This window comes from Xenorhabdus sp. IM139775, assembly GCF_028598745.1.
In the GTDB taxonomy this organism is placed as follows: domain Bacteria; phylum Pseudomonadota; class Gammaproteobacteria; order Enterobacterales; family Enterobacteriaceae; genus Xenorhabdus.
In genome coordinates this window covers 41,861-58,818 of the sequence record NZ_JAQRFK010000002.1, presented here as the reverse complement: position 1 = coordinate 58,818, position 16,958 = coordinate 41,861, and the positions used below count along the sequence as shown (strand labels likewise).

Sequence of the window (16,958 nt, the reverse complement as noted above, 5' to 3'; positions counted from 1 at the left end):
AGGCTATCCCAACGTGCCCTAATCGCCAGAAAAAGAATTGATATAATTCACTAATGAAATAAAAACTCAAAATGACTATTTATATTAATTAAATTGAGCTGATTTATTTGTCAATTAATATTGACCTTTGTTTTACATAGAAATAACAAACGCCATGATTAAATCTCATGACATGTTTGCCATATTAAAAAAATTTTATGATATTGAAATGATGACCTGAGAAAACTTATTATTTTTCATATATCTGGATTGAATATTTCAATTTAGTAATATGATGTATCATAAATATAGACTTCCTGTTTAACTGACTATCTGATAAATATTCATTTATTCTCATCCTTACTCAGAATCCACTTCATATTCTGACAATAAAATCAAACAAAAAATTAACACTTGGAAGTGATAAAAAAATGAAAAACTCACATGAATTGATCCCATTAAAGATCATTGCATCTGGTATTGCTTTACCAGAAAACAAAGTGTATTCATCCGATTTAGATTTGAAGTTAAATAAACCGCGTGGCTTTGTAGAAAAACATTCTGGAATAAAATATCGCTATCATTCGGATTATAAATCGTCTCAAGCGAAATTGGCCGCAGAGGCTTTGCATGATACGTTAAAAACGCATCAAATTTCGCCGGATTCAATTGACTTGCTGATTTCGGCTTCTGCAATCCCGATCCAAGCCTTACCTTATTCTGCCGCGCATATTTTAAAAGAGAGCCGGTTAAAAGCCGGGATCGCCTGTTTTGATATTAATGCAAGCTGCGTCAGTTTTATCTCTGCGTTGAGTGTTGCCGGTGGATTGTTGGCGACCAGACAGTATCGGCGTATTGCGATTGTCTCCGCAGAGATGGCCTCTCGTGGCATTGACTGGTCACATCAAGAATCTTCGCTGATTTTTGGTGATGGCGCGGCTTGTGTGATCGTCGAAAGAGGGGATGGGCAAAGTGGGATTGTGACCTACAAACATGAAACGTATCCGGAAGGCCTTGAATTATGTGAAATTCGGGCTGGCGGAACCCGCAAGAATCTGCGTACTAGCATGGAAGAGAGTGATTTCCTGTTCCAGATGCAGGGTAAGCCCCTGTTTAAACTGACAGCCTCATTGATTGAAGGTTTTACCGAGCGTGTACTGACGAGTGCCAATCTCAACATGTCTGATATTGATACTGTCGTACCGCATCAGGCGAGCCATTTGGGGCTGAAACATATTATCAAGCGATTGAATATCAGGGATGAAAACTTTGTGAATATCTATCGTTACCGCGGTAATCAGGTTTCGGCATCCATTCCAAGTGCGCTGCATGAAGCCATGATGACCGATCGCTATTACGGTCGTGATTATGTGATGTTACTTGGCACGGCGGCGGGTCTTTCATTAAGTGAGATGATTTTAAGGCCATGAAAATTCTTGTAACCGGCGCAACTAGTGGCTTAGGTCGTAATGCCGTTGATTACCTGTTATCGCAGGGTGAGGAAGTGGTGGCAACCGGGCGTGACCCTCAGGCGGGCGCGTTACTGGCTCAGATGGGCGCGGAGTTTCGCCGCGCGGAACTGGCGACGCTAACCGTGGAGGAAGCCGTCGAACTGATGTCAGATTGTGATGCCGTCTGGCATTGTGCCGCCAAATCTTCCCCTTGGGGTGATCCTGATGAGTTTGAGCGCATCAATCTGACGGCGACCTCGAGGTTGGCACAGGCGGCAGGCATCGGGAGTATCCGGCGATTTGTCCATATTTCTACCCCAGCGGTCTATTTTAATTTTTCACATCAACAACAGATTACCGAAGATCAGCGCAGCCAGCATTTTGCCAATGATTACGCCCGAACTAAGTTCTTGGCCGAAGCGTGCATAAGCCAACTGATTCACCGCTATCCTGACACCACTTACATTATCCTGCGTCCCCGTGGGTTATTTGGCCCGCATGACAGAGTGCTGTTGCCGCGCCTGCTGTCTCAGGTTAAAGCCAGCAAGGGCGTGATGGCCTTGCCGGCGGGGGGAAGAAATGTCTTGGATATCACTTACGTCATGAATGTCGTCCACGCGATGTCATTGGCGACTCAGTGCGAGGGATTGCAAAGCGGCGCGATATATAACATCACTAATCAACAGCCACAGCCATTGGCGAAAATCTTGGGGCAGTTATTTGACGAAATGCAGTTTGATTACCGGATCAAATCATTGCCTTATCCACTGCTGTATGGCGTTGCGGCAATACTGGAAGGCATTGCCCGGTTCACCCGAAAAGAGCCGTTGCTGACGCGTTACACTATCGGGGCGTCTTATTACTCCATGACGCTGGATAACTCAAAGGCGCGGGAAGAACTGGGATATTCGCCGATTTATAGCATGGAAGAAGGCATTCATTTGACGGCCAGTTGGCTGAAACAGACAGATCAACAGACGGGTTCACATGGTTAAGATGCGTGTTTTTGAGGCGGGATACTGCACTCATCCCGGTTGTATGGCACTGAAAGGTGCCAGCTTTCGCGTGTGTAAATTTCCCGCCCGTGCGTGGTTGCTGGAGTGTAATGATAAGCGCTGGCTACTGGATACCGGATATGCCAGCCATTTTTACGATCATACCCGCAGTGGGATCATCCGGTTATATCGCAAGGTCACGCCGGTCTACTTTGACACGAAAGATTCATTGGTGATGCAGCTAAAAGCGGAAGGCATTCAGGCGCGTGATATTGAGGGCATCATCATTTCTCACTTTCATGGCGATCATATTGCTGGATTGCGGGATTTTCCGCAGGCCAAATTTATCTGTTCGGGGGAAGGTTGGCAGCAAACCCGACACTTGCGTGGTATCGCTGCGTTGAAAAAAGCCTTTGTGCGGGGGCTGATCCCGGAAGATTTCGAATCCCGGGTTCATTTTTATGAAGGGTTTGAAACCAGCCCATTACCAGAGGAATTAGCCGTCTTGGGGGAAGGTTATGCTGTGCCCGGCAGCCGGAAACAGCTATTGATCGTTCCGCTGCCGGGTCATGCGGCAGGGCACCTTGGCCTGTGTGTATTGACGCAGCAGGGATGGGTATTGTTGGCGGGAGATGCCGCTTGGTCACCAACAAACTACCGTGAACTGCGTGGGCCTGCAATGTTGGCGAATATCATTATGGATGACAGCCGTGCCTATTACGACACCTTGCATAAGCTGCACCAAATTGACCAAAAGCAGATCCCTATCCAGTTATGCCATGAGGGAGATTTGCAATGATATTCAAAATATTTTGGTACTACTGGAAAGCCAAAAAACAGTGGCGATTTTCCAACCGTCGGCAGCTTGAACAACACCAATTAAGGGAATTAACCCAATTTAAGCATCAGGTTCTGGCGAAAAGCCCTTACTTTTCCGCATATCGTGATTTACCGTTGGCGGAATATCCGTTGATGAATAAAGCCATCATGATGGAAAATTTCGACCAGATGAACACCGCAGGTCTTAAGCGTGATGATCTTTTGGCTTGTGCACGGTTGAGCGAACAGTCACGGGATTTCAAGCCCACGGTCGGCAAATTCAGCGTTGGTATGTCATCGGGTACATCAGGGCAGCGCGGCATCTTCGTTATCAGCCCGAAAGAGCGGAGCATTTGGGCAGGGATCATGCTCGCCAAAATGCTGCCAAAGGGCTTATTGCACGGTGAGCGGGTTGCGCTGTTTTTGCGGGCGGGCAATAACCTCTACGATAGCGTGCAGAACCGTTGGATCGCTTTCCGTTTTTTTGATCTGTTCGCTGACTTTAATCAGCAAGTGCAGGCGTTGGCAGAATATCAACCCACGATTATTGTGGCACCGGCTCAAGTATTGCGGGCGCTGGCCTTGAAGATCAAACAAGGTGAAGCCGCCGTGTCACCGGTGAAAGTGATCTCGGTGGCAGAAGTGCTGGAGCCGCAAGATCGCCAACTGTTGCAGAGCGTATTTCGGCAAGTGGGCGAAATTTATCAGGCAACGGAGGGTTTTCTGGCGTGTACCTGTCCGCATGGGACGCTGCATCTGAATGAAGAGTTTCTGCATATTGAGCCAAACTGGATTGATGAATCGCGCTTTAACCCGATTATTACCGATTTTACGCGGGAAACTCAGCCGATTGTGCGTTATCAGCTTGATGATATTTTGGTGGTGAAGAAAAAGCCGTGCGCTTGCGGCAACCCGGCACTGGCGATAGAGCGCATTGAAGGGCGCAGTGATGATCAGTTGATTTTGCCGGCGCATGACGGGGGCAATGTGGGTATTTTTGCTGATCCCTGTTCGCGGATTATTGCCAATACCTTGCCGCTCACGAGTGATTATCGGCTGACACAAACGGATTTATTACTGCATCTGGAAGGCGATTGCGATATAGCGATCCTCAAGCAGTGCCAGTCAGCGCTGACCGACTATTTCGCCAAACAAGGCGTTGATGTTGATAAAATTGAGTGGCAGTGCGTAGCGCAGATGATATCGCCGGATCTGTTTAATAAACGGCGCCGGATTATCCGGAAATCTGCAAACAGGTAATCTCCCGGCGGCTTAACAGCGGAGCAATATGGCTGAGTAAGCCCCGGAGATAGGCCAGACAATGTTGTTTCTACATAAAGCTGACCTTTTTATTGGCGGCTATCCGCTTCAGTCGTCTTGTTGCCCTTGCTCTTTAGTTTCTTGAATTTTCTCTTTATCTGTCATTTCCTGTTTCTTTTTCAGTTTCTGCCAGATGCGGCTTTCCTGCCCTCGCCACAGGCGTTGAATATTATCGTGATGACGTACAAGCACCAAGCATGACAGCATTGCGACGGGAAACGTGAATTCAGGTTTGAACCACCAGACATAGAAAGGAGCGATTAATGCACTGATGATGGCACCCAATGAAGAGTAGCCGCTTAACAGTACCGTGAGCAACCATGTACCGGCGATTAACCCCATCAGATCCCAACCGATGGCGGCAATGGCACCGAAAGCAGTTGCAACGCCCTTTCCTCCCTTGAAATGGAAGAAGATGGGGTAAATATGCCCCAGACAGGCAGTGATGGCGATAATGCCTAAATAAAATGGGGAGATGTTGAGTTTGTATGCCAGCCAAACCGGTATCATCCCTTTTAAAACATCACAAACCAGTACGGCCAATGCAGCCCACTTACCGCCGATGCGCAGTACATTCGTTGCCCCTGGGTTGCCGGAACCATGCTGGCGGGGATCGGGAAGTCCTGCCAAACGGCAGATCAATATCGCGCTGGATAGAGAGCCACATAAATACGCGAAGATGATCATGCCAAGCGCGATTGCACTCATAAGATATCTCCAATGAATAAGGGTCGTTTTCTTAAGTCTAACAATGGATAATACGCACATTTCGTCGGAAGTGGTATCTGGCGAACGGAAAAACGGGGAAAAGGTCGTGATGGATATCGTATTTATTGAAGAATTAACGGTGATTACCACTATTGGTGTTTATGACTGGGAACAGACAATTAAGCAAAAATTAGTGCTCGATATCGAAATGGGATGGGACAACAAACTGGCTTCCTCCAGCGATAATGTTGAGCACTGTCTGGATTATGCCAAGGTGAGTGACGCGATCATTCATCATCTGTCGAGCCAATGTTTTGCTCTGGTCGAACGGGTGGCAGAAGAAGTGGCCGGTATCTTGCTGAACCAATTTCATTCACCTTGGGTCAGGGTGAAAGTCAGGAAACCCGGTGCGGTCGCACAGGCAAAAAGCGTCGGCGTAGTGATTGAGCGGAGTGCAGGCTAATTGACTGCATCATCGGCTGGCGGCGTGAAAAAAGCGTCCCGATTTGATTAATCATTTGGGACGCTAAATCGATTGATAAAGTTAATCAATCGATTGTTGTTGCCAGCCTGCGATGGCAATGTGCCGTTGGCGTTCCAATTCTGTACGAATTTCCGCGCCCTGAAATCCACGGGCAATCACTGCTTGCACGCTGACTTGGCGGGCAACCACAAACACTTCACGTAAATAATCCGCTTGTGGGTAGGATGACGTTTCCTCTCCGGCGTATCCACGGTGGTCTGCTTCACTACAGATAATCAATTGTTCGATGCGTTGTGGCCTGCGCCAGACATCTACGGCATTAAACAAGGCCAACAGGGCTTCTGGCGACAATTGTTCGGCGGTATGTACCCAGTTGTGGTATTGCGTCACCATCGCGGCTAAGTCGCGTGCCGAATTGGGAATGCGCAGCCGTTCACACATCTGTTTCAGCGCGATCATTTCGACATGGCAACATAGTGAGGCGAAACGAATGTCGGTTTCTTCACTCAATTGGGTCGATATTTGCAAAACGTGCAGTGCATGAAGCCCGGCGTCATGTTCAAACAGATTATCAATTTCAGGAAAGAGTACCGCCAATGCCCCGCAGTCACGCAGAACCTGAAAGTAGACTTGGGGTGATGGTGAGGCGAGTGCCTTTTCAGTTTCCCGCCAAACGCGCTCAGGGGTCAATGAGGACAACTCACCACTTGCGACCATTTCTGCGATGAGTGTTTGTGTCTCTGGTGCAATGAAAAAGCCTAAATGGGCAAAGCGAGCAGCAAAACGCGCCAAGCGCAGCACTCGCAAGGGATCTTCGGCAAATGCAGGGGAGACATGGCGCAACAGGCGATTGTTGAGATCATTGGCACCCTGATAAGGGTCGATGAATTCACCGTCAGGCGTTTGTGCAATAGCGTTAATCGTTAAATCACGGCGCAGCAGATCGTCTTCCAGCGTCACATCAGGCGCGGCATAGCAGGTAAAACCGGTATATCCCTGACCGGATTTTCTTTCGGTGCGGGCCAGCGCATACTCTTCATGGGTCTTGGGATGCAGGAAAACAGGGAAATCCTTGCCAACCTGTTGATATCCCTGAGACAGTAACTCCGCTGGGGTGCTGCCAACGATAACCCAATCCCGTTCGGTGACGGGCAGACCCAATAATTGATCACGAACTGCGCCGCCAACTAAATAGACTTTCACGCTTATGTCCTTCCCTTCTTCCTGAAATCAGCTCATCCAACGATCTTTATTTTTACGGCGAGGAATAATGTGTGGCAAGATGAGCCCTAAAATCAGGCCAATCCCCGCAACCCCACCGCCATAAGTAAACCACTGCAAGATAATCTCTCTTTGTTTATCATCCAACTGCAAATTGGCCACTTCGACCTTTTTCTCAGCCACGGTTAATTTACTCTGGAGCTGGGCATTCTCTTTTTTCAGATCGTTAATGCTCTTATCGCTGGTTGCCACTCTTTTTTGTAACTCAGCGGTACGTTTATTCCATTGGGCGTCAATCGTGTCCAGTTGCTCAGTCAGCGTTTTTATTTTTTGTTCCATTGTGGGAAGGCGTTCACGCAGGCTGGGAATGGCGCTGAGTTCACTGGCGAGTATCCAGCTTGTGCGTCCTTTTTGGTCTTGAATTTGCAAGAAACCATTATCTGCTTTAGGGCTGATTAACGTGACCTCTTCACCGGCACTCAGTGAGCCAATGATCCGGTTTTTAATGTTCGGGCCGCTCCGGATGTAAGCAGATAGCTCATCGGAAACATAGTGTTTTTCTTCAGCGTGTGCAGATAATGGAAGTGTGAAACTCAATAACAAGATAAATAATCGATGTAGTTTTTGCATTCTGTGTTCAACTGTTCTTTAGTGTATGGATCAATCGAGTGTGGACTAATCGTAATTTAAACTACCTAAGGGATAGTAAAGAGTTAAGTTTATGGGTGCAATCAGTAAACCAGAATGAATGTGATATCAACAGATCGAATATAGGCCTTGTTGTGGTTTTTTTTATGAAGTGAATATGATGTTTGTTGAGATAACCCCCTATTGTGGTTTATTTTTCTCTCTTGTGCGATCCATTGAGGAATAAAGAATATGAGTTCTGTAGAAATCGAATTGAAACTGTCCGTGCAGCCGGATGCGATACCGACCGTTCGCCAGCAGTTATTTCAGCTTCCTCATGATTACACTTCACCACAGCACCTGACGAATATCTATTTTGAGACGCCAGATAACCAATTGCGGCGTTGGGATATGGGGCTGCGTATCCGTGGTTGCAACGGGCACTATGAGATGACCATCAAAACCGCAGGTAAGGTGGTGGGAGGATTACATCAACGCCCTGAATTCAACGTTCCTTTGCCGCAGCCTGAATTAGATTTAGTCCGGTTTCCCAATGCTATCTGGCCTGAAAATACCGACCTCGTACAGCTACAGACACAATTGGCCGGATTATTCAGCACCGATTTTAACCGTGAAAAATGGCTGATAACCTATGGAGAAAGCGAAATTGAAGTCGCGCTGGATCAGGGCACGATTTTTCCCGGCAATTTTTCCGGTAATTTTTCCGGGAATAAAGATTCAGGGCGTCAGACTTCGCCGATTTGTGAGTTTGAGCTGGAGCTAAAAAAAGGTAATGTGACCGATATCCTGTTGTTGGCGAACAGGCTGGCATCACAGAATGGCCTGCGTTTAGCCAATAAAAGCAAGGCGGCACGGGGATATGCGCTGGTTTATGGTTTATCACACCCTTCATTACCCAAAGTAGCTTTACCCAAAGTAGCTTTACCCAAAGTCCCGGATGAGTTGGATTGGCAACAACCATTGTCTGTGCTTCTGCCTGAAATCTTAGCGCAATGGCAGGAGCAGGAGGAAGGGTGGCTGGCAGGTTTACCAGAAGGTAAAACCGGATTGGCGCAGGTTTTTCAGTGGATAACCAGCCTGATTGAAAAACAGGCTGAACCTTTGCCGGTATTGGATTTACTGGCTGATTTATTGCCGGAATTAAAGGCCGCCTTATCCGTGAGTGGTTCAGGGGCTGAAAACTTGTCTTATAGCGCTTCTTGGTTGCAATGTAAGCTGGCGTTAATGCAGTGGCTGCTGGTTCAGTCCCGATAACCCTTTAGCTATCGAACATCTGTTAAAAAATCACTAAAAACGGTCATTAAGGAATCCCTGTCATGCTGCCACTTTCACCGCCCTTAACCCGACAATTACAGCATATCCTTGCCAATCTTCTGCCATTAGAGGAAACAATAACGCCTTTTTCACCTGATGAGCAGGCTGTACTGTCATTGAGTGAGTTTGTGGCAGAAAACGTGTTATCGCATCCTGCATGGTTAGAGGAGATTCGCCAGCATCCCCCTCAGGCACAGGAGTGGCAACATTATTCCGATTGGTTAAAACAAACGCTGCTGGCGGTGAACGATGAAGAGGATTTGATGCGGAGCTTACGCTTTTTCCGTCATCGGATGCTGGTCAGGATTGCATGGTCACAGGCATTGCAAGGCAGTACGACAGAACAGACATTGCAGCAATTAAGTGTGTTGGCGGGAACTCTGATTATCGCCGCCCGTGATTGGCTTTATCTGCGGTGTTGTCAGGATTGGGGGACACCGACAAACAGTGAAGGGGTGGCGCAACCGCTGTTGATTTTGGGCATGGGAAAATTGGGCGGTGGAGAGCTTAATTTTTCCTCTGATATTGACCTTATTTTTGCTTATCCGGAAAACGGTGTCACACAAGGCGGGCGCCGGGAAATGGATAATTCGCGGTTCTTTACGCGATTAGGGCAGAAGTTAATTAAGACACTGGATCAACAAACCGTAGACGGATTTGTTTATCGTGTTGATATGAGATTACGTCCATTTGGTGACAGTGGGCCTTTGGTGTTTAGTTTTCCGGCATTGGAAGATTATTATCAGGAACAAGGGCGTGACTGGGAACGTTATGCTTTGGTGAAAGCGCGCATTTTGGGCAATGATGAGCAGGCTTATTGTCAGGAATTGCGCCAGATGTTGCGGCCGTTTATTTTCCGTCGTTATATCGATTTCAGCGCCATTCAATCCTTGCGCAATATGAAGGGCATGATTGAGCGGGAAGTCCGTCGCCGGGGATTAAAAGAGAATATTAAGTTGGGGGCAGGCGGTATTCGGGAAATTGAGTTTATTACTCAGGTCTTCCAGCTTATCCGTGGGGGAAGGGAGCCAAGCCTGCAATCCCGTTCATTGTTGCCGACCTTGAAGGCCATCGGCGATTTGGCTTTATTGCCAACGGAACCCTTGCAGCAGTTGGAAGAAAGTTACCTGTTTTTACGTCGGCTGGAAAACCTGCTGCAATCTATTCGTGACCAACAAACGCAAACCTTACCGGATAACGAGCTGGATCGTGCCCGCCTCGCTTGGGGCATGAATTTTGCCGGTTGGGATGAGTTGATGGCCGCAACCGAACGCAGCATGAGTGCGGTACGAAGTATTTTCCGGCAGTTGATAGGCGATGAAACCGAGGAGAATAGCGAGGAGGCCAGCCATGTTCCGTTTAAGAGCTTGTGGCAGGAGGCTTTAAACACAGATGAACTCATCGTATTGATTCCTCATCTTGATGATGAAAAAGCCCGGAAAATATTGGATATCATGGCGCTTTTCCGCCGGGACGTCAGTAAGCGCACCATTGGCCCACGGGGCAGGGATGTGCTTGACCAGTTAATGCCGCGTTTGTTGGCAAAAATTAGCGTGCGGAAAGAGGCGGATATTGTTCTGGAACGGATTATTCCCCTGTTGCTCAGTATCGTCAGCCGCACGACGTATCTGGAACTGATGCTGGAATCAGAACAGGTCATGATTCATGTAATCCGGCTCTGTGCCGCCTCTCCGATGATCGCCAGCCAGCTTGCCGGCCACCCTTTGTTGCTGGATGAGCTGCTTGATCCCAAATCGTTGTATCAACCGTTGCCGATAGACGCTTATCGCGATGAGCTTTATCAATATCTGCTGCGTATTCCTGAGGATGATGAAGAACAACTGCTGGAGGCGTTGCGCCAATTTAAGCAGGCACAACTGTTGCGGATTGCCGCAGAAGACATCGCCGGCGTTTTGCCGGTGATGAAAGTGAGTGATCACCTGACTTATCTGGCGGAGGCCATTATCGAAGCGGTTGTGCGGCTGGCGTGGAACCAGATGACAAAACGCTACGGTGCACCGGCTCACTTATCCCAACGGCAGGGATTGGGGTTTGCCATTATTGGTTATGGCAAATTAGGGGGCTGGGAACTCGGTTATGGCTCTGATTTGGATCTGGTGTTCCTGCTGGATTGTCCCATGGGGGTGATGACAGACGGTGCGCGTTCCATTGAGGCTCGCCAGTTTTATTTGCGCCTTGCCCAGCGCATCATTCATCTGTTAAGTACCCGAACAGCGTCGGGTGTCTTGTATGAGGTTGATGCGCGTTTGCGGCCATCCGGTGAAGCGGGCATGTTGGTCAGTACGCTTGAAGCCTTTGATGATTATCAAAAAAATGAAGCGTGGACTTGGGAACATCAGGCATTGATCCGGGCGCGCATGGTGTTTGGTGATCAGGAAATGCGCCATGATTTTGAACGCATCCGCCGTGAAACATTATGTCTTCCCCGCGATCCCAAGCTTTTGCGTCAACAGGTACGTGAGATGCGCCAGAAAATGTATCAGCACTTGGGGAGTCATCAACAAGATCAATTTGATATCAAAGCTGATCCGGGCGGGATCACGGATATTGAATTTATTGCCCAGTATCAGGTGCTGCGTTATGCACCAGAAAATGCCGGGCTGACCCGCTGGTCTGATAACGTGCGAATTTTCGAACTCATGGCGCAGCATAATATTATGGATGAGCAGGACGCGATGGCATTGACGCAGGCTTATATTACCCTGCGTGATGAATTGCACCGTTTAGCGTTGCAAACGTTATCCAGCCGGGTTGCGGCCGGGCATTTCCGCCAGCAACAAACATTGGTGCGTGATAGCTGGCAAAAGTGGTTAGAAAGCGACTTTAACGCATAAGTGATCTTAGTGTATCAATGATCGGGTACTGAGTTTGGTTATGGTAATATCCGCAACAATTTATTCTGATATTTGGAGCATGGGATGAAAGTAACCCTCCCTGATTTTCACCGCGCAGGTGTTTTAGTGGTTGGCGATGTTATGTTAGATCGCTATTGGTACGGCCCAACTAGCCGCATTTCGCCGGAAGCCCCGGTGCCTGTGGTTAAGGTAGAAACGATCGAAGAGCGTCCCGGCGGAGCCGCTAACGTCGCCATGAATATTGCTTCATTGGGCGCGAATTCCGGTTTGATCGGTTTGACCGGCATTGATGATGCTGCGCGGGCATTGAGTGACAAACTGAATAGTGTGAAAGTCCGCTGTGATTTTGTTTCTGTTCCAACCCATCCGACTATCACGAAACTGCGTGTCTTATCGCGCAATCAGCAATTGCTACGTTTGGACTTTGAAGAAGGCTTCCAGAATGTGGATGCCCAGCCGATGCTGGAAAAAATTCAGCAATCCCTGCCTCATATTGGCGCATTGGTGCTGTCGGATTACGCGAAGGGTGCACTGAGTCAGGTTCAGGCCATGATTCAGCTTGCCAATGAAGCCAATGTGCCGGTGCTTATCGATCCAAAAGGCAGTGATTTTAACCGTTATCGCGGTGCAACGTTGCTGACGCCAAATATGTCAGAGTTCGAAGCCGTTGTCGGGCACTGCAAGGATGATGATGATTTAGTGCACAAAGGCACAAAGCTGGTGCAGGATTTGCAACTGAAAGCGCTGTTGATCACCCGTTCTGAACGAGGCATGAGCTTATTGCGGGTTGACCAGCCGCCTCTGCATTTACCGACTCAGGCTCAGGAAGTTTTTGATGTCACGGGTGCAGGGGATACCGTGATAGGCGTATTGGCAGCAGCATTGGCTGCCGGCAAGCCGCTGAATGAAGCCTGTTACCTTGCCAATGCGGCCGCCGGTGTGGTGGTTGGCAAGCTGGGAACGTCCACGGTTTCGCCGGTTGAACTGGAAAATGCCGTGCGTGGGCGTGCAGAAACCGGATTTGGCGTAATGAGTGAAGCCAAACTGAAAGACGTCGTCGCACAGGCACGCCAGCGTGGTGAGCGTATTGTCATGACTAATGGCTGTTTTGACATCCTCCATGCGGGGCATGTTTCTTACCTGTCCAACGCACGTAAATTGGGTGATCGTTTGATCGTTGCCGTCAATAGTGATGCTTCCACCAAGCGCCTGAAAGGGGAAACCCGCCCGGTGAATCCGCTGGAACAGCGCATGATCGTATTATCGGCGCTGGAATCTGTGGATTGGGTGGTGGCATTTGAAGAAGATACACCACAGCGTTTAATCGCGGGTATCCTGCCGGATATTTTGGTCAAAGGTGGTGATTATAAGCCAGAAGCGATCGCCGGTAGCGAAGAAGTCTGGGCTGCGGGGGGAGAAGTTAAGGTTCTGAACTTCGAAGAGGGTATTTCAACCACGAATATCATCAAAACCATTCAGCACCAGTAACTTTGGCAGCATGTGCCGTTATGCTCTTTTTGGCAGCATAGCGGCATTTCCCTCACATCATGATTCTATTCAGCCTGCTGGGCTTTTTTGTCGGCTTCTGCGAGGCGGGCTTCCAACTCATTCAGCCGTTGTTCCATTGCCGCCAATTTTTCACGGGTGCGCAGCAGAACTTGGGTCTGAACATCAAATTCTTCGCGGTTAACCAGATCTAATTTGTTTAACTGGGATTGCAGGACGGTACGCAATTTCTTTTCCACATCATCACCAAATTCTTTGACCCCTTTCGGCATGGCGTTGTGGAGTTGGCGGGCAATTTGTTCAATTTTTTTTGGATCGAGCATGATGATCATCCTTTATATAACGTAATTGTTTGATAGCGCATGTTTGATAGCGTAATGACATGGACGCTATTTTAGTATCTCATGGCGAAAACATAAATGATCGCGCGCCAGCTTTCATATTTGATTTTGTTGATTGCTCCCGCTGTTTATTAACGCTATAGTGAAACCGTTTATCTCAGGGCAGGGTGAAAGTCCCTACCGGCGGTAACATAAAATATCGCATGATCATTTTATGCAGCCCGCGAGCGCTCTGTTTGTCATTATCCTTGAAGAGAAATCAGCAGGGATAAAACAGGGGTCAGCAGATCCAGTGTGATTCTGGAGCCGACGGTGATAGTCCGGATGGGAGAGAATAACAGCATCAATCGAGTGCCTGCACTCGTCTGTTGTTTTTGCTGCTGTATTTTTGCGCAGTACGAACTCCTCAAAATTGCCCTGATTCTGGTAACCCATACATTTAAAGAGGTTTATTTACCATGAATCAGACGCTACTTTCCTCATATGGAACGCCATTTGAACGTGTTGAACGCGCGCTTGCTGCTTTGCGTGCGGGTCAGGGCGTGATGGTATTGGATGACGAAAATCGTGAAAATGAAGGTGATATGATTTTCGCCGCCGAAACGATGACGGTGGAGCAAATGGCACTGACTATCCGTCATGGCAGCGGCATTGTTTGTCTTTGCCTGACCGAAGAGCGCCGTCAGCAGTTAACACTGCCGATGATGGTGGAAAACAATTCAAGCCAGTATCAAACTGCTTTCACTATCTCAATCGAAGCTGCGCAAGGCGTGACAACCGGGGTGTCTGCGGCAGATCGCATTACCACCATCCGGGCTGCCATTGCCGATGATGCTCAACCCAGCGATCTCAATCGGCCCGGACACGTTTTTCCGCTGCGTGCGCAATCAGGAGGGGTTTTGACTCGCCGTGGCCATACTGAGGCAACCATTGATTTGGTCAAAATGGCCGGTTTCAAGCCAGCCGGCGTGCTGTGTGAATTGACCAATGACGATGGTTCAATGGCTCGCGCCCCACAAGTGATTGAATTCGCGCAACAGCACGATATGCCGGTCGTCACGATTGAAGATTTGGTGGAATACCGCTTAAAAATGGCAAAAGCAGCTAGCTGATAGGCTTGCCCATTCGCTTTTACCGATTGAAATAGTTCACAACAATACCGTGAGACTTACGCATGTACTTTGAGAGGCTACAGCCCACACCCTGTGGCCTTTCAGTATTTATGAACCCCTCCATCATTTTTTGATTGACGATATTCAAGGAAGGAAGGTCTGGATCTTGTCATAATTCTTTTATCATAATCCACACTCCATTACTTGAAATGTTCAACTTGCTGTATAAGGGGCGAAAATGAGTCTCCTGAGAATGCCTGCTCTGTTCATTGGCCATGGCAGCCCAATGAATGCCATTGAAGATAACGGTTACTCACGTGCTTGGTTTGAACTGGGAGAGAAACTCCCCAGACCAAAGGCGATCCTTGTGATTTCTGCGCACTGGTACACAAATGGTACAGCCGTGACGACGATGGCCCAGCCCAGAACTATCCACGATTTTGGTCGTTTTCCCCAAGCGCTGCATGAAAAACAGTATCCAGCGAAAGGTTTTCCTGGGCTGGCGGTATTGGTACAGGATATTCTTGAACCGATAGCCGTCGAGACTGATTTTGACAAATGGGGATTGGATCATGGATCTTGGGGAATATTGGCAAAAATGTATCCTGATGCAGATATTCCCGTTGTCCAATTGAGCATGGATCGCAATCAATCTGCCGCTTTTCATTATGAAATAGGCAAAAAACTAGCTTTGCTGCGGGATGAGGGGGTTTTAATCATAGGCAGTGGCAATGTTGTCCATAATCTGCCGGCTGAAAAATTGGGGGCAGAACCGTTTCCTTGGGCACTCTCGTTTGAGCAGTTTGTGCGTGAAAGTTTAACCAGCCGGGAAAATCCTCATCCCCTGTTTAAGGCTTTGGACAGGGAAGATGGTCAATTGTCTAACCCAACGCCAGAACATTTTCTGCCATTACTGTATGTGATGGGAACCTGGAATAAAGAAGAGCCGATTTCAACACCGGTTGAGGGCATTGAGGACGGCTCCTTAAGTATGTTATCGATTCAGATTGGCTAACTGCATCAATCCAAAATAATATGCGGGTAGAAGCGTGACAAATCTTGAGTAATCAACTCACGGTCTTCACGAATACAGATACCCGCAGCTTGATCATCCACCAACCAACTACCGACCAGCGCATAGTTATTATCAAATTTCGGCAAGGCATGGTACTGCTGAACGATCATGCCTTCTTCCCCATAAGGGCCATCAGCACTGGCGACTTCGCGGCCGTTTTCAATAATGCGAATATTGGCACCTTCACGGGAGAACAGCGGCTTAAGGACATAGCTATTCATGTCTGAAGGCCGTTCATCCGCAAAATAGGCGGGCAGCAGGTTAGGATGATCCGGGAACATTTTCCACAGCATTGGCAGTAGCGCCTTGTTGGAGATAATGCTTTTCCAGGCGGGTTCCAGCCAACGGACACCGGCATCAGCCAGTTTGGTGGAGAACATCTCACGCAGCATAAACTCCCACGGATACAGTTTAAACAGATTGCTGATCACCTGATCCTGCAAATCAGTAAACTGCCCTTTCTCACCCAACCCGATATCCTCAATCAACATGAATTCTGTTGGAATACCGGCTTCCGCAGCACAATCCTGCAAATATTGGATTGTGCCACGATCTTCTTCACTATCCTGACAGCAGGCCATGTGCAGCAGGCCAAACCCATGACTTTCACGTAACTGAGCAAAACGCTCAATCAGCTTTTCTTGCAGGCTGTTGAACTGATCCGCATTGGCGGGCAGATGGCCTGCGTTGATCTGGTCTTCCAGCCAAATCCACTGAAAGAAAGCGGATTCATACAGTGACGTTGGCGTATCGGCGTTGTTTTCCAGCAACTTGGGAGGATTTTTGCCATCATAGGCTAAATCCAGACGGGAATAGAGTGAAGGTTGGCTGGTGACCCATGAAGAGCGGATAAACTCCCAACAGTGTTTGGGGATCTGGAATTTAGTCAGCAGTTCTTCACTATCGACCACTTTTTCCACGACCTGCAAACACATTTGGTGCAGTTCTGCCGTTGCCTCTTCAATTTCTTCAATCTGGTTCAGCGTGAACTGGTAATACGCCTCTTCACTCCAGTATGGCTGGTCGTACATGGTGTGAAAATTGAAACCAAACTCTGTTGCTTTTTCGCGCCAATCCGGGCGCTCGGTAATGCCAATGCGTTTCATCTT

At 48.3% G+C, this 16,958-nt stretch carries 15 protein-coding genes and 1 riboswitch; of the genes, 10 read left to right on the top strand and 5 right to left on the bottom strand.

Features of this window, described 5'->3' with window-relative positions:
- Positions 1 to 410: 410 nt before the first annotated feature.
- Genes PSI17_RS00805 through PSI17_RS00790 form a run of 4 tightly spaced genes read left to right on the top strand, consistent with a single transcriptional unit; the run spans position 411 to position 4,504 of the window.
- Positions 411 to 1,409, top strand: coding sequence for a 3-oxoacyl-[acyl-carrier-protein] synthase III C-terminal domain-containing protein (locus tag PSI17_RS00805; protein WP_273550121.1), 999 nt, complete (start codon positions 411 to 413; stop codon positions 1,407 to 1,409).
- A complete protein-coding gene (locus PSI17_RS00800; protein WP_273550120.1) occupies positions 1,406 to 2,425 on the top strand; it encodes an NAD-dependent epimerase/dehydratase family protein in 1,020 nt (339 codons plus the stop codon). The genes PSI17_RS00805 and PSI17_RS00800 overlap by 4 nt, the downstream gene beginning before the upstream one ends.
- Complete coding sequence (locus tag PSI17_RS00795) at positions 2,418 to 3,224, top strand: MBL fold metallo-hydrolase (RefSeq protein WP_273550119.1); 807 nt, start codon at positions 2,418 to 2,420, stop codon at positions 3,222 to 3,224. The genes PSI17_RS00800 and PSI17_RS00795 overlap by 8 nt, the downstream gene beginning before the upstream one ends.
- Entirely contained in the window at positions 3,221 to 4,504 is a 1,284-nt protein-coding gene (locus PSI17_RS00790; RefSeq protein WP_273550118.1) for a F390 synthetase-related protein, read from the top strand. Before PSI17_RS00795 ends, PSI17_RS00790 begins: the two co-directional genes overlap by 4 nt.
- 108 nt (positions 4,505 to 4,612) lie before the next feature.
- Here PSI17_RS00790 and plsY read toward each other — a convergent pair whose 3' ends face one another.
- Positions 4,613 to 5,272 (bottom strand): glycerol-3-phosphate 1-O-acyltransferase PlsY, encoded by a 660-nt coding sequence (gene plsY / locus PSI17_RS00785; RefSeq protein ID WP_273550117.1) that lies wholly within the window; start codon positions 5,270 to 5,272, stop codon positions 4,613 to 4,615.
- Positions 5,273 to 5,381: 109 nt separating this feature from the next.
- On the opposite strand from plsY, the gene folB reads away from it, so the two are divergent.
- On the top strand, positions 5,382 to 5,735 hold the full coding sequence (folB, locus tag PSI17_RS00780; protein WP_273550155.1) for a bifunctional dihydroneopterin aldolase/7,8-dihydroneopterin epimerase: 354 nt from the start codon (positions 5,382 to 5,384) through the stop codon (positions 5,733 to 5,735).
- An 81-nt stretch (positions 5,736 to 5,816) separates the two neighbouring features.
- Here the strand turns inward: folB and PSI17_RS00775 are convergent, their stop codons facing one another.
- Complete coding sequence (locus PSI17_RS00775; RefSeq protein ID WP_273550116.1) at positions 5,817 to 6,959, bottom strand: multifunctional CCA addition/repair protein; 1,143 nt, start codon at positions 6,957 to 6,959, stop codon at positions 5,817 to 5,819.
- A 27-nt stretch (positions 6,960 to 6,986) separates the two neighbouring features.
- Positions 6,987 to 7,607 (bottom strand): TIGR04211 family SH3 domain-containing protein, encoded by a 621-nt coding sequence (locus tag PSI17_RS00770; protein ID WP_273550115.1) that lies wholly within the window; start codon positions 7,605 to 7,607, stop codon positions 6,987 to 6,989.
- Between the two features lie 249 nt (positions 7,608 to 7,856).
- Here PSI17_RS00770 and PSI17_RS00765 point away from each other — a divergent pair, with 249 nt between their 5' ends.
- From PSI17_RS00765 to hldE, 3 genes are all read left to right on the top strand, one after another.
- On the top strand, positions 7,857 to 8,879 hold the full coding sequence (locus tag PSI17_RS00765) for a CYTH domain-containing protein (RefSeq protein ID WP_273550114.1): 1,023 nt from the start codon (positions 7,857 to 7,859) through the stop codon (positions 8,877 to 8,879).
- Positions 8,880 to 8,941: 62 nt separating this feature from the next.
- Positions 8,942 to 11,794 carry a bifunctional [glutamate--ammonia ligase]-adenylyl-L-tyrosine phosphorylase/[glutamate--ammonia-ligase] adenylyltransferase gene (glnE, locus tag PSI17_RS00760; RefSeq protein WP_273550113.1) on the top strand — a complete coding sequence of 951 codons (2,853 nt, stop codon included), beginning with the start codon at positions 8,942 to 8,944 and terminating at the stop codon, positions 11,792 to 11,794.
- 84 nt (positions 11,795 to 11,878) lie between these two features.
- Positions 11,879 to 13,303, top strand: a complete 1,425-nt coding sequence (gene hldE, locus PSI17_RS00755) for a bifunctional D-glycero-beta-D-manno-heptose-7-phosphate kinase/D-glycero-beta-D-manno-heptose 1-phosphate adenylyltransferase HldE (protein WP_273550112.1) — start codon at positions 11,879 to 11,881, stop codon at positions 13,301 to 13,303.
- 65 nt (positions 13,304 to 13,368) lie between these two features.
- Here hldE and ubiK read toward each other — a convergent pair whose 3' ends face one another.
- A complete protein-coding gene (gene ubiK, locus PSI17_RS00750; protein ID WP_273550111.1) occupies positions 13,369 to 13,644 on the bottom strand; it encodes a ubiquinone biosynthesis accessory factor UbiK in 276 nt (91 codons plus the stop codon).
- Positions 13,645 to 13,811: 167 nt separating this feature from the next.
- Positions 13,812 to 14,002: riboswitch (FMN riboswitch) on the top strand.
- Between the two features lie 118 nt (positions 14,003 to 14,120).
- On the opposite strand from ubiK, the gene ribB reads away from it, so the two are divergent.
- Both ribB and ygiD read left to right on the top strand, forming a co-directional pair.
- Complete coding sequence (ribB, locus tag PSI17_RS00745) at positions 14,121 to 14,774, top strand: 3,4-dihydroxy-2-butanone-4-phosphate synthase (protein WP_273550110.1); 654 nt, start codon at positions 14,121 to 14,123, stop codon at positions 14,772 to 14,774.
- A gap of 238 nt (positions 14,775 to 15,012) precedes the next feature.
- On the top strand, positions 15,013 to 15,789 hold the full coding sequence (ygiD, locus tag PSI17_RS00740; RefSeq protein WP_273550109.1) for a 4,5-DOPA dioxygenase extradiol: 777 nt from the start codon (positions 15,013 to 15,015) through the stop codon (positions 15,787 to 15,789).
- A gap of 5 nt (positions 15,790 to 15,794) precedes the next feature.
- On the opposite strand, the gene PSI17_RS00735 is transcribed toward ygiD, so the two are convergent.
- Positions 15,795 to 16,955: a glutathionylspermidine synthase family protein gene (locus tag PSI17_RS00735; RefSeq protein WP_273550108.1), complete on the bottom strand. Its 1,161-nt coding sequence runs from the start codon at positions 16,953 to 16,955 to the stop codon at positions 15,795 to 15,797.
- Positions 16,956 to 16,958 lie beyond the last annotated feature (3 nt).

What these genes read in the sequence shown, in the direction of transcription:
- PSI17_RS00765 (WP_273550114.1), top strand. Translation starts at nt 7,857, where the DNA reads ATGAGTTCTGTAGAAATCGAATTGAAACTGTCCGTGCAGCCGGATGCG.
- ribB (WP_273550110.1), top strand. Translation starts at nt 14,121, where the DNA reads ATGAATCAGACGCTACTTTCCTCATATGGAACGCCATTTGAACGTGTT.
- hldE (WP_273550112.1), top strand. Translation starts at nt 11,879, where the DNA reads ATGAAAGTAACCCTCCCTGATTTTCACCGCGCAGGTGTTTTAGTGGTT.
- PSI17_RS00790 (WP_273550118.1), top strand. Translation starts at nt 3,221, where the DNA reads ATGATATTCAAAATATTTTGGTACTACTGGAAAGCCAAAAAACAGTGG.
- glnE (WP_273550113.1), top strand. Translation starts at nt 8,942, where the DNA reads ATGCTGCCACTTTCACCGCCCTTAACCCGACAATTACAGCATATCCTT.
- PSI17_RS00795 (WP_273550119.1), top strand. Translation starts at nt 2,418, where the DNA reads ATGGTTAAGATGCGTGTTTTTGAGGCGGGATACTGCACTCATCCCGGT.
- PSI17_RS00800 (WP_273550120.1), top strand. Translation starts at nt 1,406, where the DNA reads ATGAAAATTCTTGTAACCGGCGCAACTAGTGGCTTAGGTCGTAATGCC.
- ygiD (WP_273550109.1), top strand. Translation starts at nt 15,013, where the DNA reads ATGAGTCTCCTGAGAATGCCTGCTCTGTTCATTGGCCATGGCAGCCCA.
- PSI17_RS00805 (WP_273550121.1), top strand. Translation starts at nt 411, where the DNA reads ATGAAAAACTCACATGAATTGATCCCATTAAAGATCATTGCATCTGGT.
- plsY (WP_273550117.1), bottom strand. Translation starts at nt 5,272, where the DNA reads ATGAGTGCAATCGCGCTTGGCATGATCATCTTCGCGTATTTATGTGGC.
- ubiK (WP_273550111.1), bottom strand. Translation starts at nt 13,644, where the DNA reads ATGCTCGATCCAAAAAAAATTGAACAAATTGCCCGCCAACTCCACAAC.
- PSI17_RS00770 (WP_273550115.1), bottom strand. Translation starts at nt 7,607, where the DNA reads ATGCAAAAACTACATCGATTATTTATCTTGTTATTGAGTTTCACACTT.
- PSI17_RS00735 (WP_273550108.1), bottom strand. Translation starts at nt 16,955, where the DNA reads ATGAAACGCATTGGCATTACCGAGCGCCCGGATTGGCGCGAAAAAGCA.
- folB (WP_273550155.1), top strand. Translation starts at nt 5,382, where the DNA reads ATGGATATCGTATTTATTGAAGAATTAACGGTGATTACCACTATTGGT.